The sequence below is a fragment of the Limnohabitans curvus genome (assembly GCF_003063475.1).
In the GTDB taxonomy this organism is placed as follows: Bacteria; Pseudomonadota; Gammaproteobacteria; order Burkholderiales; family Burkholderiaceae_C; genus Limnohabitans; species Limnohabitans curvus.
Map to the genome: position 1 here is coordinate 2,110,488 of NZ_NESP01000001.1, position 19,003 is coordinate 2,129,490.

Annotated in this window: 20 protein-coding genes; 15 read left to right on the forward strand and 5 right to left on the reverse strand. The window is 56.8% G+C overall.

Features of this window, described 5'->3' with window-relative positions; all coding sequences use genetic code 11:
* The first annotated feature begins 147 nt into the window (after positions 1-147).
* Positions 148-1,350 (forward strand): MFS transporter, encoded by a 1,203-nt coding sequence (locus B9Z44_RS10575; protein WP_108402416.1) that lies wholly within the window; start codon positions 148-150, stop codon positions 1,348-1,350.
* A gap of 38 nt (positions 1,351-1,388) precedes the next feature.
* Here B9Z44_RS10575 and B9Z44_RS10580 read toward each other — a convergent pair whose 3' ends face one another.
* Positions 1,389-2,831 (reverse strand): 8-oxoguanine deaminase, encoded by a 1,443-nt coding sequence (locus B9Z44_RS10580; protein WP_108402417.1) that lies wholly within the window; start codon positions 2,829-2,831, stop codon positions 1,389-1,391.
* A 93-nt stretch (positions 2,832-2,924) separates the two neighbouring features.
* On the opposite strand from B9Z44_RS10580, the gene B9Z44_RS10585 reads away from it, so the two are divergent.
* Positions 2,925-4,253, forward strand: a complete 1,329-nt coding sequence (locus tag B9Z44_RS10585; protein WP_108402418.1) for a glycerate kinase type-2 family protein — start codon at positions 2,925-2,927, stop codon at positions 4,251-4,253.
* 4 nt (positions 4,254-4,257) lie between these two features.
* Here B9Z44_RS10585 and B9Z44_RS10590 read toward each other — a convergent pair whose 3' ends face one another.
* Positions 4,258-4,686 carry an acyl-CoA thioesterase gene (locus B9Z44_RS10590; protein WP_108402419.1) on the reverse strand — a complete coding sequence of 143 codons (429 nt, stop codon included), beginning with the start codon at positions 4,684-4,686 and terminating at the stop codon, positions 4,258-4,260.
* Between the two features lie 89 nt (positions 4,687-4,775).
* Here B9Z44_RS10590 and B9Z44_RS10595 point away from each other — a divergent pair, with 89 nt between their 5' ends.
* The 5 genes from B9Z44_RS10595 to B9Z44_RS10615 all read left to right on the forward strand — a co-directional run bounded on the left by B9Z44_RS10595 (position 4,776) and on the right by B9Z44_RS10615 (position 10,445).
* Entirely contained in the window at positions 4,776-6,323 is a 1,548-nt protein-coding gene (locus tag B9Z44_RS10595; protein ID WP_108402420.1) for an ABC transporter ATP-binding protein, read from the forward strand.
* Positions 6,310-7,380 (forward strand): ABC transporter permease, encoded by a 1,071-nt coding sequence (locus B9Z44_RS10600; protein WP_108402421.1) that lies wholly within the window; start codon positions 6,310-6,312, stop codon positions 7,378-7,380. Before B9Z44_RS10595 ends, B9Z44_RS10600 begins: the two co-directional genes overlap by 14 nt.
* The gene (locus B9Z44_RS10605) at positions 7,380-8,297 is read left to right on the forward strand and encodes an ABC transporter permease (RefSeq protein WP_108402422.1); all 918 of its coding nucleotides are present in this window, start codon (positions 7,380-7,382) and stop codon (positions 8,295-8,297) included. Before B9Z44_RS10600 ends, B9Z44_RS10605 begins: the two co-directional genes overlap by 1 nt.
* A gap of 42 nt (positions 8,298-8,339) precedes the next feature.
* Positions 8,340-9,482, forward strand: coding sequence for a BMP family ABC transporter substrate-binding protein (locus B9Z44_RS10610; RefSeq protein WP_108402423.1), 1,143 nt, complete (start codon positions 8,340-8,342; stop codon positions 9,480-9,482).
* A 75-nt stretch (positions 9,483-9,557) separates the two neighbouring features.
* Positions 9,558-10,445, forward strand: a complete 888-nt coding sequence (locus B9Z44_RS10615; protein WP_108402424.1) for an outer envelope protein — start codon at positions 9,558-9,560, stop codon at positions 10,443-10,445.
* A 45-nt stretch (positions 10,446-10,490) separates the two neighbouring features.
* Here B9Z44_RS10615 and B9Z44_RS10620 read toward each other — a convergent pair whose 3' ends face one another.
* Positions 10,491-10,940 (reverse strand): cupin domain-containing protein, encoded by a 450-nt coding sequence (locus B9Z44_RS10620; protein ID WP_425437181.1) that lies wholly within the window; start codon positions 10,938-10,940, stop codon positions 10,491-10,493.
* A 2-nt stretch (positions 10,941-10,942) separates the two neighbouring features.
* Positions 10,943-11,599 (reverse strand): glutathione S-transferase family protein, encoded by a 657-nt coding sequence (locus tag B9Z44_RS10625; protein WP_108402892.1) that lies wholly within the window; start codon positions 11,597-11,599, stop codon positions 10,943-10,945.
* A 123-nt stretch (positions 11,600-11,722) separates the two neighbouring features.
* On the opposite strand from B9Z44_RS10625, the gene B9Z44_RS10630 reads away from it, so the two are divergent.
* The 5 genes from B9Z44_RS10630 to B9Z44_RS10650 all read left to right on the forward strand — a co-directional run bounded on the left by B9Z44_RS10630 (position 11,723) and on the right by B9Z44_RS10650 (position 17,040).
* Positions 11,723-12,940, forward strand: a complete 1,218-nt coding sequence (locus B9Z44_RS10630) for a polyhydroxyalkanoate depolymerase (protein ID WP_108359356.1) — start codon at positions 11,723-11,725, stop codon at positions 12,938-12,940.
* Positions 12,941-12,977: 37 nt separating this feature from the next.
* On the forward strand, positions 12,978-14,030 hold the full coding sequence (locus tag B9Z44_RS10635) for an adenosine deaminase (RefSeq protein WP_108402425.1): 1,053 nt from the start codon (positions 12,978-12,980) through the stop codon (positions 14,028-14,030).
* Positions 14,031-14,048: 18 nt separating this feature from the next.
* Positions 14,049-14,624 (forward strand): dCTP deaminase, encoded by a 576-nt coding sequence (gene dcd, locus B9Z44_RS10640; RefSeq protein ID WP_100132599.1) that lies wholly within the window; start codon positions 14,049-14,051, stop codon positions 14,622-14,624.
* On the forward strand, positions 14,625-15,458 hold the full coding sequence (locus tag B9Z44_RS10645; RefSeq protein ID WP_108402426.1) for a Rossmann-like and DUF2520 domain-containing protein: 834 nt from the start codon (positions 14,625-14,627) through the stop codon (positions 15,456-15,458).
* An 82-nt stretch (positions 15,459-15,540) separates the two neighbouring features.
* Positions 15,541-17,040, forward strand: coding sequence for a DEAD/DEAH box helicase (locus B9Z44_RS10650; protein ID WP_108402893.1), 1,500 nt, complete (start codon positions 15,541-15,543; stop codon positions 17,038-17,040).
* Between the two features lie 90 nt (positions 17,041-17,130).
* Here the strand turns inward: B9Z44_RS10650 and B9Z44_RS10655 are convergent, their stop codons facing one another.
* Entirely contained in the window at positions 17,131-17,895 is a 765-nt protein-coding gene (locus tag B9Z44_RS10655) for a BRO-N domain-containing protein (protein WP_108402427.1), read from the reverse strand.
* A gap of 107 nt (positions 17,896-18,002) precedes the next feature.
* Between B9Z44_RS10655 and B9Z44_RS10660 the strand changes: the two genes are divergently transcribed.
* The 3 genes from B9Z44_RS10660 to B9Z44_RS10670 are packed head-to-tail and all read left to right on the forward strand — an operon-like array spanning position 18,003 to position 18,940.
* Positions 18,003-18,215 (forward strand): helix-turn-helix domain-containing protein, encoded by a 213-nt coding sequence (locus B9Z44_RS10660; RefSeq protein ID WP_108402428.1) that lies wholly within the window; start codon positions 18,003-18,005, stop codon positions 18,213-18,215.
* 9 nt (positions 18,216-18,224) lie between these two features.
* Complete coding sequence (locus B9Z44_RS10665) at positions 18,225-18,533, forward strand: type II toxin-antitoxin system HigB family toxin (RefSeq protein ID WP_108402429.1); 309 nt, start codon at positions 18,225-18,227, stop codon at positions 18,531-18,533.
* Between the two features lie 17 nt (positions 18,534-18,550).
* Positions 18,551-18,940, forward strand: coding sequence for a helix-turn-helix domain-containing protein (locus tag B9Z44_RS10670; RefSeq protein ID WP_108402430.1), 390 nt, complete (start codon positions 18,551-18,553; stop codon positions 18,938-18,940).
* The last annotated feature ends 63 nt before the right edge of the window (positions 18,941-19,003 follow it).

Here is a 19,003-nt window from a genome sequence, read left to right on the forward strand (position 1 = left end):
TCTCTGCCAAGATCACGGGTGTTGCCATCAAACTAACAATCGCGTCCACCATTTGTGTCTGGAACATCTCAATTTGCCCATCCACAAGCCGCGCGCTAACGAGGTTCACGTCACAATTGAGAGCCAATCGACGCAGAAAATTTACCGATGTCTGAATCTGTCAAAAAAATTCCACCAGGTATTTGGGTACTGGGATTTGTCAGCATGCTCATGGACATCTCTTCGGAGATGATTCATAGCTTGTTGCCCATGTTTCTTGTTGGCGTGCTTGGGATGAGCGTTTTTACCGTCGGCATCATCGAAGGATTGGCGGAGGCTACTGCTTTGATCGTCAAGGTGTTCTCAGGTGCCTTGAGTGATTATTTGGGCAGACGCAAGGGCTTGGCGCTCCTCGGCTATGCATTGGGTGCTTTGACCAAACCGTTATTTGCGATTGCCTCAGGCACCGGTCTTGTCATCGCTGCAAGATTGATGGACCGTGTGGGCAAAGGTATTCGCGGTGCACCGCGCGACGCTCTGGTGGCGGATATTGCAGCACCAGACATGCGCGGTGCCGCTTTTGGTCTGCGTCAATCGCTCGACACCGTGGGTGCTTTTGTCGGACCATTGCTGGCTGTGGGCTTGATGCTGCTTTGGGCTAACGACTACCGTGCCGTTTTTTGGTTCGCTGTGATTCCCGGGGTAATGGCGGTGCTCTTGTTGCTGTTTGGCGTTCAAGAGCCGGAACGGCATATGCATCACAAGCGAACAAACCCCATTCAACGCGACAACTTACGTCGCCTTGGCGCATCGTATTGGTGGGTGGTTGCGATTGGTGGATTGTTCACATTGGCTCGGTTTAGCGAAGCGTTTTTGGTGCTTCGCGCTCAGCAATCCGGTGTGGCCGCAGCGTTTGTTCCACTGGTGATGGTGGCCATGAATCTTGTTTACGCGGGGTCAGCCTACCCGTTTGGATGGCTTTCAGATCGCATGAGTCACACCAAATTACTGGCGTTGGGGTTGATCGTTCTGATTGCGGCAGATGTCGTGTTGGCCAGTGGACATCACTGGTGGACGGTCCTCATTGGCGTCAGCTTGTGGGGTGTTCACATGGGCATGACCCAGGGACTCTTAGCGACGATGGTTGCTGATAACTCACCCGCCGACCTTCGAGGTACGGCGTATGGTGTGTTTAATCTCATCAGCGGCATTGCCATGCTGGTGGCAAGTGGCTTTGCGGGGTGGTTGTGGGACCAATACGGCGCCGAAACAACCTTCTATGCCGGGGCCATCTATTCTTTGATTGCCTTGTTGGGGCTTGCTGTTCGGTGGCGATCGATGGTCGACAACCCGATAGATGTACCTCGCTGAACACACTGAAACGTGACGGTGTGTGTTCATGTGTTGAATCACTTTGCCCCCAACGTCAACTGCAAAGCCAGTTGGTTATGCCTCTCAATCAACGGCCCCATATCCACCGTGGCAATTTCACCCTTGCGCACCACCACGCGGCCATTCACGATGGTGTAGTCGGCGTTGTCGCTGGCGCACAGCAGCAGCGCGCCCACGGGGTCGTGCACTGCGCCACCGGCCATGCTGAGTGTGTCGGTGCGGAACATGGCGATGTCGGCGCAATAGCCCTCTTTGATTTGTCCCAGCTCGTGCGCACGGCCCAGCACTTCTGCGCCGCCACGTGTGGCTAGGCGCAGGGCGTCGCGGGGTGTCATCTCAGATGGGCCGCGGTCACAGCCGAATACGGTATGCCCGTCTTCGACGCGCGGGTCGTCTAGTGCTCGGCCCACGCGTGCCAACAGCATGGCTTGGCGGGCTTCGTTCAGCAGATGCGAACCATCATTGCTGGCGCTCCCATCTACGCCCAAACCAATGGGCACACCGGCATCTAGCATTTTGCGCAGGGGCAAGATGCCGCTGGCCAAGCGCATGTTGCTGCACGGGCAGTGGGCAATGCCTGTGCGCGTGCGTGCAAACAAATACGTGCCTTCGTCGTCCAGCTTCACGCAGTGGGCGTGCCACACGTCGTGGCCCACCCAGCCGAGGTCTTCGGCGTATTGCGCAGGCGTGCAGTTGAATTTTTCTTTGGTATACGCGATGTCATGGTCGTTCTCGGCCAAGTGCGTGTGCAGGCGCACCTTGTGTGCGCGGGCCAGTTTGGCGGATTCGCGCATCAAGTCTTGGCTCACGCTAAAGGGCGAGCAAGGAGCCACGGCCACGTGCGTCATAGCGCCAAAGCTGGCGTCGTGGTACGTCTCAATCAGGCGTTGAGTTTCTTTGAGGATGAAGGCTTCTTTTTCCACCACGCGGTCGGGCGGCAGGCCGCCTTGGCTTTCGCCCACGCTCATGCTGCCGCGTGTGGCCGTAAAGCGCATGCCAATGGTGTGCGCGGCTTCAATGCTGTCGTCCAGTCGCACGCCGTTGGGGTAGATGTACAGGTGGTCGCTGCTGGTGGTGCAGCCGCTCAGCAGCAGCTCGGCCATCGCCACTTGGTTAGACACCAGCACCATCTCGGGTGTGAGCCCCGCCCAAATGGGGTACAGCCCTTTGAGCCAGCTGAACAGCTCGGCGTTTTGCACTTGCGGCACGGCACGCGTGAGACTTTGCACCATGTGGTGGTGCGTGTTGATGAGGCCGGGCACCACCACATGGCGGCGGGCGTCAATCACTTCGTCGACTTGCTTCAGCAGTTCGCTCATTTCGGCGTCTGTGTTTTCGCCAGCAGGAATGATGCGTTCAATACGGCCATCCCGCAGCAGCAGCGAGGCGTCGTTGAGTTCGGTGTTGGCATCGTCTTGCGTGGCGATGCAACGTGCGCGGTGGATGAGCAGGGTGGTCATGGTCAAACTTTAACCTTTGTTGTATGGCTTACTTGTGTCACCCAAGTGGTTTCCACAGGGGCTAGGCCGCATCAGGCACGGCACAATTTGGGGATGCAAGAAGCAAGCCCACCTATTCCTAGCCCGTCCATCCATCCCGACGCATTTTTAGCCATGCTCTACCAAGCCGCCGTCAAGCGAGCTTTGCCACTGCACAACACCGCGGCTTATTTGCCCAAGTCCCCCAAGGGCCGCACCGTGGTGCTGGGCGCTGGCAAAGCCGGTGGTGCGATGGCGCAAGCGGTTGAAGCGCTGTGGCCTGCTGACAAGCCGTTGTCGGGCTTGGTGGTCACGCGCTACCACCACACGCCACCGCGTCCTGCGGGTTTGCCTGAGCGTATTGAGGTGGTCGAGGCGTCGCACCCCGTGCCCGATGCGGCAGGCTTGGCCGCTGCCGAGCGCATCTTGCAACTCACCCAAGGGCTGACCGCTGACGACTTGGTGTTGTTCTTGATTTCTGGCGGTGGCTCGGCCTTGCTGACGCTGCCCGCTGATGGCTTGACGCTGGAAGACAAGCAGCGCATCAACCGCGATTTGCTCAACAGTGGCGCTGGCATTGGCGAGATGAATTGCGTGCGCAAACACCTCTCGCGTATCAAAGGCGGTCGCTTGGCCGCCGCTTGCGCGCCGGCCCAAGTGGTCACGCTCACCATCAGCGATGTGCCGGGTGACGACCCCTCTGTCATTGCCAGCGGCCCCACGGTGCCCGACGTCACCACCTGTGCAGATGCTCTGGCCATTTTGAAACGCTACAAGATCGAAGTGCCTGCCGCCATTGAAGCCGCGCTGAACGTGGGCGCACTAGAAACACCCAAACCCAGCGCTGAATGGGCCAAGCAGCCCGTGCATTTGATCGCGACACCGCAGCAGTCGCTAGACGCTGCCGCCGAGTTGGCCCGTGCCGCAGGCCTGAATGCTTACGTGCTGAGCGACGAGCTAGAAGGCGAGTCACGCGAAGTCGGCAAAGTACACGCCGCCTTGGCGCGCGCCGCGGCGCAGGGCAAAGGGCCTTTCCAAAAACCATGCGTCATTTTGAGCGGTGGCGAAACCACGGTGACCATTCGCAAGCAGACAGCGGGTACGCCTAAAGGTCGAGGCGGCCGTGCCGGTGAGTTTTGTTTGGGCCTCGCCGTGGCCTTGCAAGCACAAGCTGGCGTGTGGGCCATTGCCGCCGACACCGATGGCATTGATGGCATCGAGGACAACGCAGGTGCCCGCGTCACACCCGATACCTTGTCCCGTGCCGAGGCCCACGGTGTGAAAGCGGCGGACTGTCTAGACCGAAACGATGCCTACGGTTTTTTCGAGGCCGTGGGTGACTTGGTGGTCACGGGCCCCACACACACCAATGTCAACGACTTCCGCGCGATGTTGGTGCTTTAAACCTTCATTCGCACAAGCTGCGAATCGACGGCGGAATCGGCACGGCACGAATGCCTGGCTGCGGATCGCCCACGGCGGCGCGGTGGGCGGCAAAGATACGTACTTCGTCGCATTCCATGATCAGGTCGCCCCCGCGACGAATTTGGTACTGCGTCACAAAGCTCTTGGTGCGCCACTCGGTGATGGTGACGTGAATGTCCAACACATCGCCGTAACTGGCCGTATTGATGAAGCGCGCATGCGTGTCCACGATGGGGGTGCCCAAGACACCCAAGGTCTTTTCGGTTTCATGCCAGGGCGGAACGCCACATTGCACAAAGAAGTTGCGCGAGGCGGCATCAATCCAACGAAAGTAGTTGGGGAACCAGACAATGCGTGCGGGGTCGCAGTCGCCAAACTCGACCTTCTGCTTGTAAACAATGGTTTTGCTCATTTTCAAATTATCAGGCACGTTGCTTGCAAGAAGATGTACAGCTTGTGCTGCTAACCTAGCCCCCTTTTCGCTTACCCCCAATTTTTGCGATGCCCCAACCCCGACTGCAACTGACCCACATCACCAAGCGCTACCCCGCGGTAGTGGCCAACGATGCCATCCACCTCACGGTGCAGCCGGGTGAAATTCACGCCGTGTTGGGCGAGAACGGCGCGGGTAAATCCACGCTGATGAAAATCATCTACGGCGCGGTCAAGCCCGATGCGGGCGAGATTCGCTTCAACGGCGAGCTGGCCCAGATTCGCAACCCGCAAGAAGCACGGCGACTGGGCATCAGCATGGTGTTTCAGCACTTCAGCTTGTTTGACACGCTCAGCGTGGCCGAGAACGTGTGGTTGGGCCTGGACAAATCGTTCAGCTTGGCTGAGGTGACGCAGCGCATCACCGACACTGCCGCGCAATACGGCCTCGACATTGACCCCGCCCGACCCGTGCACACGCTGGGTGTGGGCGAGATGCAGCGCGTGGAAATCATCCGCGCTTTGCTGACCAACCCGCAGCTGCTCATCTTGGACGAGCCCACCTCGGTGCTGACCCCGCAAGCGGTGGAAAAACTGTTTGTGGTGTTGCGTCAACTCGCCAGTGAAGGCCGCAGCATTTTGTACATCAGTCACAAGCTGCACGAAATTCGTGCGCTGTGTACCGCTTGCACCGTGATGCGTGCAGGCCGCGTGACCGGCGTGTGCGACCCGCGCCAAGAAACCAATGCCTCGCTGAGCCAACTGATGATTGGCAGCTTGCCCCCCGAGCTGCATGTGCGCGAGCACAAGCCCGGCGCTGCTGTGCTGAGCGTGCATGATTTGGCGCTAAAAGCCGACGACCCGTTTGGCGTGGACTTGAACGGTGTGAACCTGCAAGTGCGTGCCGGCGAAGTGGTGGGCATTGCCGGTGTGTCGGGCAACGGCCAACGCGAGCTGCTGTTTGCGTTGTCGGGTGAAGACATGCGCGCGGCGGCTGACAGCATTCAACTCAGCGGCCAAGGCATGGGCCAGCTCAACCCTGACCAACGCCGCGACCTCGGCCTGCACTTTGTGCCTGAAGAACGTTTGGGTCGAGGCGCAGTGCCCAGCCTGAGCCTTGCACAAAACCTATTGCTGACTCGCCATGACGCGGTGGCCTCCAAAGGTGTGGTGGGTGCTTTGGGTTGGCTTAATTTGAAAACGCTGCACACCCAAGCGGCCCACATCATTGCCAAATACCACGTGAAAGCGGGCGGGCCCGATGCGGCTGCGCGTTCGCTGTCGGGTGGCAATTTGCAAAAGTTTTTGGTGGGCCGCGAGATTGAAGCCGCGCCCAAGTTGCTCATCGTGTCGCAGCCCACATGGGGTGTGGACGTGGGCGCTGCCGCGCAAATACGCGCCGCACTGTTGGCCCTGCGCGATGCAGGCTGCGCCGTGCTGGTGGTGAGTGAGGAGTTAGACGAATTGTTAGAACTGTCAGACCGCCTGCATGTGATGGCCGAAGGCCGCTTGTCGCCCGCGCTCACACGCGAAGAAGCCAGTGTGTCGCGCATCGGCGCGTGGATGAGTGGCTTGTGGGACAAGTCCACAAAGGAGGTGAACCATGCTGCGTCTTGAGCCGCGTGCCCAGCCTTCGACGCTGTGGCGTTATGCCTCGCCCTTGCTGGCGCTGGCCATCACGGTGGTGTTGGGTGTGATTCTTTTTGTTGCGCTCGGCAAAGACCCCGTGCGTGGGTTGGGTGTGTTCTTTTGGGAACCCATCAAGAGTGTGTATGCCTTGTCTGAGTTGATTGTCAAAGCCACGCCGCTGTTGTTGATTGCCTTGGGGCTGGCCGTGTGCTTTCGCTCCAACGTTTGGAACATCGGAGCAGAAGGCCAGTTTGTGATGGGCGCGGTGTTTGCCTCTGGCGTGGCGCTGATGGCCGATGCCAACACGGGCGCAGGCTTTTGGGTGCTCATCTTGCTTGCGGGTATTGCAGGCGGCATGGTGTGGGCGGGCATCACCGCGTTCTTGCGGGACCGTTTTCACGCGAGCGAAATTTTGGTCAGCTTGATGCTGGTGTACGTGGCCATCATGGCACTCAACTTCATGGTGTACGGCCCGTGGAAAGACCCGTTGGGCTACAACTTTCCGCAAACCAAAACCTTTGATGCCATCACCCAAATCCCCAAACTCATCAGCGGCACACGCGTCAACATAGGTGTGTTGCTGGCGTTGGCAGGGGCGGGGGCTCTGTGGGTGTTTTTGTTTCGCACGCACGCAGGGTTTGCGCAGCAGGTGGGCGGATTGGCCCCTGATGCCGCGCGCTATGCGGGCTTCTCGTCACGCAAGGCCTTGTGGCTGGCGCTGCTCACCTCGGGCGCTGCCGCTGGTTTGGCGGGTGCTTTAGAGGTGGCTGGGCCGCTGCGTCAGCTCACGCCGTTTGTGCCAGTGGGCTATGGCTTTGCCGCCATCATCGTGGCCTTTGTGGGGCGCTTGCACCCCGTGGGCATGGTGCTGTCGGCAGTGTTGATGAGCATGTTCTATATCGGCGGTGAGCTGGCGCAATCGCGCTTAGGGTTGCCGCGTTCACTCACGGGCGTGTTTCAAGGTTTGTTGTTGTTCACCCTGTTGGCATGTGACACCTTGATGCAATACCGCGTGCGTTGGGTATCGAAAGTGGAGGCACTGTGATGGAGACTTACGCACTGTTATGGGCCTCCACTATGAACGCAGGCACTGTTTTGGCGCTGGCTTCGCTTGGCCTTTTGATCAACGAAAAAGCAGGCATTGTGAATTTGGGGGCCGAGGGCATGATGCTGTGCGCCGCCATCGCCGGCTTTGCCACCGTAGCCACCACGGGCAGCGACACACTGGGCTTTTTGGCAGGCATGGGCGCAGGCGCGCTGATGGCTGCATTGTTTGGCGTGTTGGTGATTTGGATGAACACCAACCAATACGCCACAGGCCTCGCACTTAGCTTGTTTGGCGGCGGTTTTTCGGCCTTTGTTGGCGTGGGCTTTGTGCAGGCCAAGCTGCCTGAGCGCGTGCAGTTTGAAGTGCCACTCTTGGCTGACATTCCCTTAATTGGTTCCGCTTTGTTCAAACACCACCCCTTGGTGTACGGCGCGATTGCGCTGGCTTTGGGTTTGATTTATTTCCTTTACCGCACCCGCGCTGGCTTGGTGTTGCGTGCCGTGGGCGAGTCGCCCGAGTCAGCCCATGCGTTGGGTTACCCCGTGCGCCGCATCCGCTTGTTGGCGGTGGTCGTAGGCGGTGCCTTGTGCGGTTTGGCAGGCGCTTACATCTCCATCATCTACACGCCGCTGTGGGTGGAAGGCATGATCGCGGGCAAGGGTTGGATCGCTTTGGCGCTCACCACCTTCGCCACATGGCGCCCGGCACGCGTATTGCTTGGTGCATATCTGTTCGGTGGGGTAACCATGCTGCAGTTCCATTTACAGGCCACGGGCGTGGATGTGCCCAGCCAGTTTTTGAGCATGCTGCCCTACCTGTCCACCATCGTGGTGCTGGCGCTGATTTCTAAAAATCCGCGTTGGCTCAGGGTAAACATGCCCGCCTCGATTGGTAAACCGTTTTATCCCGGTTGATAATTTCCCCGCTTTTTTTGTTCTCTTTTAGAAGGGTTTTTGATGACTAATTTGTTGAAACGTCGTTGGTTGCAAGCCGCAGCCTTGACCGCAGTCTCTGCGGCTGTGTTGGTGGGTTGCGGTAAAAAAGAAGAAGCCAAGCCTGCGGATGCGCCTGCTGCCGCAGCCAAGGCCGAGCCTTTGAAAATTGCATTCGCCTACGTTGGCCCTGTGGGCGACGGTGGTTGGACATTCGCCCATGACAACGCACGCAAGGCGTTGGAAAAAGAATTCGGCGACAAAATTCAAACCTCATTCGTTGAAAACGTGCCTGAATCGGCTGATGCTGAACGCGTGATTCGCGACATGGTGGGCCAAGGCAACAAGCTGATTTTCGGCACCACCTTTGGTTACATGGAGCCCATGCTCAAAGTGGCCGCCGACACCAAAGACGTCAAGTTTGAACATGCCACCGGCTACAAACAAGCCGACAACATGCGCACCTACGACAGCCGCACCTACGAAGGCGCGTACATGGCTGGCGTCATTGCAGGCAAGATGACCAAGAGCAACACCTTGGGCGTTGTCGCTTCAATCCCAATCCCTGAAGTCATCCGCAACATCAACAGCTTCACCTTGGGCGCTCAGTCCAGCAACCCCAAAGTCAAAACCAAAGTGGTGTGGGTCAACGAGTGGTTCAACCCACCGAAAGAAACCGAAGCCGCCACATCGCTCATCAATGGCGGTGCTGACATCTTGTTCCAAAACACCGATTCACCTGCTGTGCTGAAGACAGCCCAAGACAAAGGCAAGCGCGCTTTTGGTTGGGACTCAGACATGACCGCCTACGGCCCCAAAGCTCACTTGGCATCTGCTGTCATCAACTGGACGCCTTACTACATCAACGCCACCCGCGCAGCCTTGGAAGGCAAGTGGACCGGCGGTGCACACACATGGTCTGGCGTGAAAGACGGTGCGATCGACATCGTGTCCATCGCTGACGATGTGCCCGCCGACACCAAAGCCAAAGTGGCCGAAGTCAAAGCAGGTTTGAAAGACGGCAGCTTCGCCATCTGGAAAGGCCCCTTGGTCGACAACACGGGCAAAGAAGTGTTGAAGAAAGACGAAGTCGCTGACGACAAGCTCTTGAGCGGCATTAACTTCTACGTCAAAGGCGTGGAAGGCAAAGTGCCGGGCGCTAAGTAATTAAAAAAAGCAGATGCTGGTTTTCTGGCATCTGTTTTGCATACCTATTTTTTTAACCTTGAAGGAAACTTAAAAATGAAAAAGAAAATTGCTCTCGTTGCATTAGCTGTTGCTGCAGTTGGCGTGCAAGCTGCTGAGTGGAGCGATACGTCTATTAGCTTGCGTCATGGTACAAATTTTTCTGAACCATACGATTCAAACAATGCGATTACAAAAAATATCATTGGTTTGACTCACGCTAGCGGCTATACCTATGGCACTAACTTTTTCAATGTCGACCTTTTGTTGTCTAACGAAAAAGACCCAGCTTTTAAAGATGGAAAAACAGGTGCTCACGAAGTTTATGCGGTGTATCGCAATACAGTTGACTTTGAAAAAGTAACTGGAAAGTCTTTCAAGACAACAGGCGTTCGTGGCCTAGGTTTTACAGGTGGCTTTGACTTCAATACAAAAACTGATACTGGCTACAACTCTAAAAAAGAGATGTTAGTTCTTGGCCCAACAGTGATGGTTGATGTGCCTGCTGGTTTCTTGAATGTGAGTCTGTTGCAATTGTGGGAAAGCAATGCACCTTCTGGCTGGAGTTACCTCAATAGTGCTTATTACGGCGTTGAGCGCTACCACTATGACGCACATCCAATGTTGAGCGCATCTTGGGCTATCCCCTTTAACGTTGCCTCGTTACCTTTGTCATTTGAAGGTTTTGCAAACTACATTGCACCTAAAGGTAAAAATGAATTTGGTGGCGATACAGCTGCTGAAACCAATATTGACATGCAAGTTATGTATGACATGAGCGGCGCAGTTGGTTCTAAAGCTAAAACTTTTAAAGTTGGCGTTGAGTACCAATATTGGAAAAATAAATTTGGTAACCCAACTACTGCAACAGTCGTCTCAGGCAGCCAAGCTGGTCAAGGCGCTACTGCTCGTACCCCAATGGTCCGCGCCGAATACCACTTCTAATCAAGTGTGATGCCCAAAAAAAGGCCACCCTCGGGTGGTCTTTTTTTACTTCACCCAAGGTGTGATCTGAGGTACCGCACACGGCCCTTCGACAGGGATGGACTCAAAGTCTGCAGGGCCCACAATTTCCAAATACTCCATGTCAGGCGAGTAGTCGAACAAGTAATGGATGATGCCCGGGCGCTGATGTACGCAGTCGCCCGCCGACACCAGCGTGGGTGTTTCGCCGTACATAAACCGCGCCCAGCCTTTGAGCATGATGACGATCTGAAACTCTGCCACGTGATAGTGCCAGCCTGTGCCGTTGTCGGGTGGCATATTGGCTTTGGCGATGTGTGCAATCACCTTGCCGCGTGTGGCAGCGGCGACGCCGAGGTCGCGATACACAAAGAAGTCGCGCAAGCCACCGGGTAAAAACTGGGTATCTTCGGGTTTGACGTGAGAGAAGTCGGTGTTGCTCTCGTAGGCAATGGTTTTAGAAACAGCGGTACTCATGGTTAAAACTCCACTTCAAGTTCTTCAATATCGTCAGGCTCTGCAGTTGCGGCTGCCATCCACTCCTTCATCTCGGGCATCGACAAAATGTGTTGGCAGTACTTTTCGCACACGGGGTCGAGCGCAATGCCATAGGTGATGAAGCGCGTCACCACCGGTGCAAACATGCAGTCGGCCAGTGTGGGTTGCTTGCCAAATAAGTACGGACCTTTGTAAGTAGACAGGCAGTCGCGCCAAATGTAGAGCACGCGGTCAATGTCGAGCTGTGCTTTAGACCACACTTTGAATTTGCTGAATTTGGCTTTGATGTTCATGGGCAGCGAGGCACGCAGGGCTGAAAAGCCCGAATGCATTTCGCCGCAAATGGACCGGCAATGTGCACGGTGCACCGCGTTGGTGGGCAGTAGGTTTGCTTTTGGTGCGATTTCGTTGAGGTACTCGCCAATCGCCAGCGTGTCCCACACGCGCGCGCTGCCGTGGTTGAGGCAAGGTACAAGAATGGAAGGGGAGAGCAGCAACAGCTCGGCACGTGCGTCCACGTTGTCGGTGGACACGGGTGTTTCCTCGAAGGGAATGCCCGAAAGCTTGACCATGAGCCAGCCTCGCAATGACCAAGACGAGTAATTCTTGCTGCTGAGTGTGAGCGTGGTTTTGGCCATGGTTGCCTTCTGGTGCATCTGTGTGCGGTGCAACTCACATTGCAAGAGATATGCCATCCCGTGGCACGCGTCTTGCACTTCTCATTGCATCAAGACAACGCTGCAAGGCGTGGAGACGCTGCGATGATTTATCACAACTACCAAACGGTGGCCGATGTGTCAGACCCGATTCGAAAATTTGCCGAACATGCGCGCGAGATCAGTTTGAATTGGTTTGATGACAAGCGCATCACGCCTTTACAACGCATGGCTGCGTATTACGAACAGGTGGCTTTGCTGGGCTTCACGCACACGCGGCCTTCTTTCAACATTGCGAGCGTGTTGAACACCCAAGGTCAACGCGTGCCTGTGATGGAGACCACAAGTTTTAGAACGCCGTATTGCGACTTGGTTCGCTTTTGCCGCGAAGACGCGAAAGACTTGCCCAAGCTGTTGCTCGTGGCGCCTATGTCGGGGCACTTCGCCACCTTGTTGCGTGGCACCGTGCAGACGTTGGTGCAAGACCACGAGGTGTATGTGACGGACTGGCGCAACATCCGTGACATTCCGATGAGCGAGGGTGAGTTTGGTTTAGACGAGTACGTCGAACACATCATTTGGTTCATGCAGCACCTTGGGCCCAATGCGCATTTGATGGGTGTGTGTCAGCCCACGGTTGCGTGCTTGGCGGCCACGGCCGTGTTGGCCGAAGACCGCAGCGATTGCCAACCTGCTTCGCTGACCTTGATGGCCGGCCCCATCGACACACGTGTGAACCCCACGGGGGTGAATGAGCTGGCCATGAGCAAACCGATTGAATGGTTTGAAGCCAATTTGATCGGCATGGTGCCGCTGCACTTCAAGGGCGTGGGGCGTCGCGTGTACCCAGGCTTCATGCAGCTGATGGCGTTTTTGAATATGAACATGGATCGCCATCGTCAATCGTTCAAATCACTTTATGAACACCGCGTGAATGGTGAGGACGAAAAAGCCGACGTGATTCGCGATTTCTACAAAGAGTATTTCGCCATCATGGATCTGTCGGGCCCGTTTTATTTAGAGACCGTCAAACAAGTGTTTCAAGAGCACACCTTGCCCACCGGCAAGATGACTTACCGTGGCCGTCCTTTGAATTTGCAGGCCATTCGCAAAACCTTTTTGCTCACCGTCGAGGGCGAGCGTGATGACATCTGCGGCATGGGCCAAACTTTGGCTGCGCAAGATTTGTGCAGCATGTTGCCCGCGTATCGAAAAACGCACCATTTGCAATCGGGCGTGGGCCACTATGGGGTGTTCAATGGCAAGCGCTGGGATGCGCAAATTTATCCCGTGGTGCGCAACCTGATTCGTTCAGCGCACTAAAAACTTGGGTAGCATGAAGTCTTGTTAGGAGACTGCCATGTTCAAAGTTCACGCTGTTGCCACCGTCAATTTGCCCAAGCTCTTGCGCGAAATGCCCAAGGCTGAGTTGCACATTCACATCGAAGGCTCGTTAGAGCCTGAACTCATCTTTGCGCTGGCCGAGCGCAATGGCGTAAAGCTGCCTTACGCCAATGTCGAAGCCTTGCGGGCGGCCTATGCCTTTACCAACCTGCAAAGCTTCCTCGACATTTACTACGCAGGTGCAAGCGTGCTGCTGCACGAGCAAGACTTTTATGACATGGCCTGGGCCTACCTGCAACGCGCAGCAGCAGACCACGTGGTGCATACCGAAATCTTCTTTGACCCGCAAACCCACACCGAACGCGGTGTGCCCATGGCCACGGTCATCAACGGCTTGCACCGAGCGTGTGCGGATGCCCAGACTCAGTTAGGTGTGAGTGCGCAGCTCATCTTGTGTTTCTTGCGCCACTTGAGCGAAGAGGCTGCCTTGCATACTTTCCAAGAGGCGTTGCCCTTCAAAGACAAGTTCATTGGCGTGGGTTTGGACTCTAGTGAAGTGGGTCACCCACCCGAGAAATTTAAAAATGTGTTCGCCTTAGCGCATGCGCATGGCTTGCACCTTGTGGCCCACGCAGGCGAAGAGGGGCCCCCTGCCTACATGTGGAGCGCCTTGGATGTGCTGCGCGTCGAACGCATCGACCACGGCGTGCAAGCCGTGCACGATGCCGCGTTGATGGCGCGTTTGGCCAAAGACCGCACGCCACTGACGGTGTGCCCCTTGTCCAACCAAAAGCTGTGCGTGTTCCCTGATTTGAAAGATCACAACATTGGCCAGCTCCTAGACGCGGGCTTGTGTGTGACCATCAATTCAGATGACCCCGCCTACTTTGGCGGCTACATCAACGACAACTTTGTGCAAACCTTTGAAGCTGCGGGCCTCACCGCCCAGCACGCCTATGTGTTGGCACGCAACAGTTTTGAGGCCAGCTTTGTGACCGAAGCCCAACGTCAAAAGTGGATCCATGAGCTCAAGCTGTGTTTTGAGCGCTTCGCCGAGGGCGATCACTAACCCCTCTAAAATGACGCCATGAGTATCAAATCAGACAAATGGATCCGCCGTATGGCGCAAGAGCACGGCATGATCGAGCCCTTCGAGCCAGGCCAGATTCGTCAGAACGCCGCTGGCGAAAAAATCGTGAGCTACGGCACCAGTAGCTACGGCTACGACATCCGCTGCGCGCCCGAGTTCAAGGTGTTCACCAACATCTACAGCACGGTGGTGGACCCCAAAAACTTTGATCCCAAGAGCTTTGTGGACATCGAATCTGATGTCTGCATCATCCCGCCCAACAGCTTTGCGCTGGCCCGCACGATGGAGTACTTCCGTATTCCTCGCAACGTGTTGACCGTGTGTTTGGGCAAGAGCACTTATGCCCGCTGCGGCATCATCGTCAACGTCACGCCGTTTGAGCCCGAGTGGGAAGGCTATGTGACCTTGGAGTTCTCCAACACCACACCGCTGCCCGCCAAGATTTACGCAGGCGAGGGCTGTGCCCAAGTGTTGTTCTTTGAGAGCGACAAAGACGATGTGTGCGAAACCAGCTACAAAGACCGTGGCGGTAAGTACCAAGGCCAAGTGGGCGTCACACTGCCCAAGACCTAATTGAAGACATTCAACGTCATCGGCTGTGGCCGCGTGGGTCAAACCCTCGCGGCCTTGTTACATCAGCACGCCCAAGTGCAGGTGCAAGACCTGTATTCCCGCAGCTTCAGCAGTGCCGAGCAAGCGGTGCAGCTTGTTGGCTCGGGAGCGGCTGCCACGGAGCTGGCTCAGATGCGTGCCGCCGATGTGTGGCTGCTCAGCGTGCCCGATGCTCAAGTGGCTGTGGCCGCGCAGGCTTTGGCCGAGGCGCAGGGGGCCTATCTAAAAGGCGCTATCGTTTTTCATAACAGTGGTTTTTTAAGTGCTGCCGTGCTGCAGCCCTTGCAGGCTTTGGGCTGCCATGTGGCCAGTGCGCACCCCGTGCTCAACTTTGCTTCTCCCCACACGGGCGTGCGCCAGTTTGCAGGCACGCCGTGCGGGCTAGAGGGCGATGCGCCCGCTCTGGCTTGGTTGCACACCGCGCTCACCGCCATTGGCGGGCGCTGCTTTGAGATTGCCAGTGCCGACAAACCGCTGTACCACGCAGCAGCGGTGTTCAGCAGCAACTTCACCGTGGTGTTGCAAGGCATCGCGCAAGACGCTTGGCGCAGCGCCGGTGTGCCGCCCGAGCTGATGCGCCCATTGACCGAGGCCTTGCTCAAAAGCACAGTCGACAACGTGTTGGCTATGGGGCCCGCGCAGGCGTTGACTGGCCCAGCCGCCCGTGGCGACACAGCGGTGGTGCAGGCGCAAGGGGCGGTGGTGAAGGATTGGAGCGCGCCTGCTGGCGAGGTGTACAAGACCCTGAGTGCGCTAGCGGCCAAGCTCAAGCAAGACGGTCACACACAGCCCTGAGCGAGTCGCATCAGGCCTCGGCAGCGGGGCAAAACCCTGGTTTTGGCCGCACCCGCCCACAATGCGACAATATGCCCCAGACATGACGACCTCTTTTTCTAATTTGCAGCTGGCCCCCGCGCTGGCACGTGCCGTAGCCGAAATGGGCTACGAATCCATGACCCCCATCCAAGCCCAGGCCATTCCCGTGGTTCTGACTGGCCAAGACGTGATGGGCGCCGCGCAAACCGGCACCGGTAAAACGGCCGCGTTCTCGCTGCCTTTGCTGCAACGTTTGCTCAAACACGAAAACAGCTCCACCTCGCCAGCACGCCACCCCGTGCGCGCACTGGTGCTGTTGCCCACCCGCGAGCTGGCCGACCAAGTGGCCCAGCAAATCAAACAGTACGCTGTGCACACCAACCTGCGCAGCATGGTGGTGTTTGGCGGCATGGACATGAAGCCCCAAACCCTCGAGCTGAAAAAAGGCGTCGAGGTCTTGGTGGCCACGCCCGGTCGTTTGCTCGATCACATCGAAGCCAAGAACGTGGTGTTGAACCAAGTTGAATATGTGGTGCTCGACGAAGCCGACCGCATGTTGGACATCGGCTTCTTGCCCGATTTGCAACGCATCTTGAGCCACTTGCCCAAGCAGCGCACCACGCTGTTGTTCTCAGCCACGTTCTCGACAGAGATCAAACGCTTGGCTGGCAGCTATTTGCAAAACCCCGTCACCATCGAAGTGGCGCGTCCTAACGAGACTGCAGCCACCATCACGCAGCAGTTCTACAGCGTGAGCGTGGACGACAAATACAACGCCTTGCGCCACCTCATCAAAGCCAACGGCATGAAGCAAGCCTTTGTGTTTTGCAACAGCAAGCTCGGCTGCGCCCGTTTGGCCCGCTCGTTGGAGCGCGATGGTTTTCGCACCAGCGCTTTGCACGGCGACAAGAGCCAAGACGAACGCCTGAAAGCCCTCGAAGGCTTCAAAAAAGGCGAAGTCGATTTGCTCGTCTGTACCGATGTGGCCGCACGCGGCTTGGACATCAAAGATGTGCCAGCCGTGTTCAACTTTGACATCCCCTTCAACGCCGAAGACTATGTGCACCGCATTGGCCGCACAGGCCGCGCCGGTGCTTTGGGCCACGCCATCAGCTTTGTGTCGGGCAGCGACCAACGCTTGGTGGGCGACATTGAAAAATTGCTCAAAACCAAGATCACGCTAGAAACCGTGAGCGTCGAGCAAGACCGTTCGCGCGAGCGACGTGAGCCTCGCAATGATTCACGCAATGATTCTCGCGAACAGCGTGGTGACATGCGCAGCGAATCGTCCGCTGGTGGTGAGCGCCGCGAGTTCAGCCGTCCCCGTGAAGGCTATGCCTCACGCGATGCACGCCCCCGCGAGCAAGACAGCCGCCGCAGCCGCGAAGTGGGCTACGTGCCCGCACCGCGCATCAAGAACGACCCGTTCTTTGACAAACCCTACGAAGCGCCTGTGCGCAGCGCAGAGGCAGCAGCACCTGCCGCACCCGACCCATTGCGCAAGTCGGCCAACATCAAACCCAAGCGGGTGATGGCGGCTTTGTTCAAGTCGACTACTTAAAAGAAAACGCGCCAAAAATGGCGCGTTTTTTTTGGTCCACCAGCCACTGCTCAGCGCATTCAGCCTAAGGTGGCGCACTATTTCCGCGCCCTACTCTCTCTTGGCCGGCTTTTTGCGAATACGTGTTTTTGGCTTCGCTGGTTGTGCGGGCGTCATGTCAGCAAGCAAATCGGGTGTGCTTGGCGCGGCCAAGTAGTTGGTTTTACTCACCACTTTCTTGCCCGTCTTGGCCTCTAGCGCTTTGCGGGCGTTACCGGCAATCTTGCCGCCCTCTTTGGCGGAGGTGCGGTTCTCATCAAAACCCTGTGCGTCGCTGCGGCGGGCGATCTCGGTGGTGCTGGCTTCGCCCAGCATGGTGAAGATCAACTCTAGGTCGGTCATGTGGTCGCGCAGGTTGTTGCCAGTATTCACCACATCCAGGCCCTTAAGCTGGCTGTGTTCGCCGGGCGTCACGCCAAAGGTAGCGCGGGCAATTTCGGGGTTTTCTATTTCTTTGACACGCTCGTAACCCACTTGTGCCAGCCAGCGTTTGAAAGGCTCGGCCTTGGGTGAGGGGATGGCCTGGATGATGCGGAACAGGCCTTCGGTGTTAGCGCAATCCGTTTCGCGCTGTTTGCCGTCTGAGGCCGTTAGTTTCAACCCATGACAAAACGTCACGGGTTGGCCACCCTCTGCATTGAGCCGCTGTTTGAGTTTGCGCCAATAGGCACCGGCATCTGGGCTAGCGGTCAAGGTGGCGCAAACATCCACCACGGAAAACCACCATTCCGCGTTGTGCCAGACACGGCGAATGGTGGTTTCCTGGAATACCGCGATGTGGTGTGTGGGATCGTTTGGGGTGGTGATTTTCTTCATACGGCTCCCATAAAAACTGTAATTCTATACAGTTGTTTAGAATTGTGGCAACCGCTATTTCTTTCCTACGCGATAGAAACCGCATTGAAACGCTTGGAGGAATCGACATGAAAAGCCTAAAAGACGTGAAAGCAAAACTGCTGACCAACTCTGCCGTTCGCCAAGCCTACGACGCACAAGCGCCCGAGTTTGAGCTGGCTCGTGAACTGATTGCAGCTCGCAGGCAAGCGGGCCTCACGCAAGGCGATGTGGCCGCACTCATGGGCACAACCCAAAGCGACCCATTCACAGTCAAGACATCAGTCCCAATTTGGGACTAAAATACCGTCATGCGTGTCATTGCCGTATCCACTCTCAAGACATTTTGGGAAAAATCTGGGCGTACAGATTCAGAAGAGCCTTTGAAAACTTGGTACGGTGAGGCATGTCGCGCCGAATGGAAGTCCCCAGGCGATGTGAAAGCTCAATACGGAAACGCCAGCATTGTTGGCAACAACCGGATCGTGTTCAACATTGCAGGTAACAAATATCGGCTCATCGTCGCCTTTGCCTATCGCATGCAAATTGCCTACATCAAGTTTGTAGGCACCCATGCCGAGTACGACAAAGTCGATGCGGCCATAGTGGATCAGTCGTGAGCGTTAAGGAGAACATCATGGAAATCACACCTATCCGTACAGAGAAAGACTACCGTGCAGCACTGCGCGTGGTGTCAACACTGGTGGATCAAGATCCATCGCCTGACACGCCAGAAGGCGAACGCTTGGATGTGCTCTCTACCTTGATTGAGGCCTATGAGCGCAAGCACTACCCGATTGATTTGCCAGATCCGGTGGAAGCCATCAAGTTCCGCATGGACCAAGCAGGGCTGTCGGTGAAAGATCTGGAGCCCATGATCGGCCAGCCCAACCGTGTGTATGAAGTGCTCAACCACAAACGCCCGCTGACGCTGCGCATGATCCGAAACTTGAACAAAGGCTTGGGTATCTCTGCCCAAGTTCTGATTGCGGAAAACGACAACACGCCCCGATCAGCAGCGGCGTGATTGCACCGTATCGCTCCCTTTCCCATTCCCTTTGGCTGACCAAGACCCGACCCCCGCTACCCC

Bases quoted from the DNA above. Each gene is read 5' to 3' on its own strand.
- B9Z44_RS10575 (WP_108402416.1), top strand. From the start codon at position 148: ATGTCTGAATCTGTCAAAAAAATTCCACCAGGTATTTGGGTACTGGGA.
- B9Z44_RS10580 (WP_108402417.1), bottom strand. From the start codon at position 2,831: ATGACCACCCTGCTCATCCACCGCGCACGTTGCATCGCCACGCAAGAC.
- B9Z44_RS10585 (WP_108402418.1), top strand. From the start codon at position 2,925: ATGCAAGAAGCAAGCCCACCTATTCCTAGCCCGTCCATCCATCCCGAC.
- B9Z44_RS10590 (WP_108402419.1), bottom strand. From the start codon at position 4,686: ATGAGCAAAACCATTGTTTACAAGCAGAAGGTCGAGTTTGGCGACTGC.
- B9Z44_RS10595 (WP_108402420.1), top strand. From the start codon at position 4,776: ATGCCCCAACCCCGACTGCAACTGACCCACATCACCAAGCGCTACCCC.
- B9Z44_RS10600 (WP_108402421.1), top strand. From the start codon at position 6,310: ATGCTGCGTCTTGAGCCGCGTGCCCAGCCTTCGACGCTGTGGCGTTAT.
- B9Z44_RS10605 (WP_108402422.1), top strand. From the start codon at position 7,380: ATGGAGACTTACGCACTGTTATGGGCCTCCACTATGAACGCAGGCACT.
- B9Z44_RS10610 (WP_108402423.1), top strand. From the start codon at position 8,340: ATGACTAATTTGTTGAAACGTCGTTGGTTGCAAGCCGCAGCCTTGACC.
- B9Z44_RS10615 (WP_108402424.1), top strand. From the start codon at position 9,558: ATGAAAAAGAAAATTGCTCTCGTTGCATTAGCTGTTGCTGCAGTTGGC.
- B9Z44_RS10620 (WP_425437181.1), bottom strand. From the start codon at position 10,940: ATGAGTACCGCTGTTTCTAAAACCATTGCCTACGAGAGCAACACCGAC.
- B9Z44_RS10625 (WP_108402892.1), bottom strand. From the start codon at position 11,599: ATGGCCAAAACCACGCTCACACTCAGCAGCAAGAATTACTCGTCTTGG.
- B9Z44_RS10630 (WP_108359356.1), top strand. From the start codon at position 11,723: ATGATTTATCACAACTACCAAACGGTGGCCGATGTGTCAGACCCGATT.
- B9Z44_RS10635 (WP_108402425.1), top strand. From the start codon at position 12,978: ATGTTCAAAGTTCACGCTGTTGCCACCGTCAATTTGCCCAAGCTCTTG.
- dcd (WP_100132599.1), top strand. From the start codon at position 14,049: ATGAGTATCAAATCAGACAAATGGATCCGCCGTATGGCGCAAGAGCAC.
- B9Z44_RS10650 (WP_108402893.1), top strand. From the start codon at position 15,541: ATGACGACCTCTTTTTCTAATTTGCAGCTGGCCCCCGCGCTGGCACGT.
- B9Z44_RS10655 (WP_108402427.1), bottom strand. From the start codon at position 17,895: ATGAAGAAAATCACCACCCCAAACGATCCCACACACCACATCGCGGTA.
- B9Z44_RS10660 (WP_108402428.1), top strand. From the start codon at position 18,003: ATGAAAAGCCTAAAAGACGTGAAAGCAAAACTGCTGACCAACTCTGCC.
- B9Z44_RS10665 (WP_108402429.1), top strand. From the start codon at position 18,225: ATGCGTGTCATTGCCGTATCCACTCTCAAGACATTTTGGGAAAAATCT.
- B9Z44_RS10670 (WP_108402430.1), top strand. From the start codon at position 18,551: ATGGAAATCACACCTATCCGTACAGAGAAAGACTACCGTGCAGCACTG.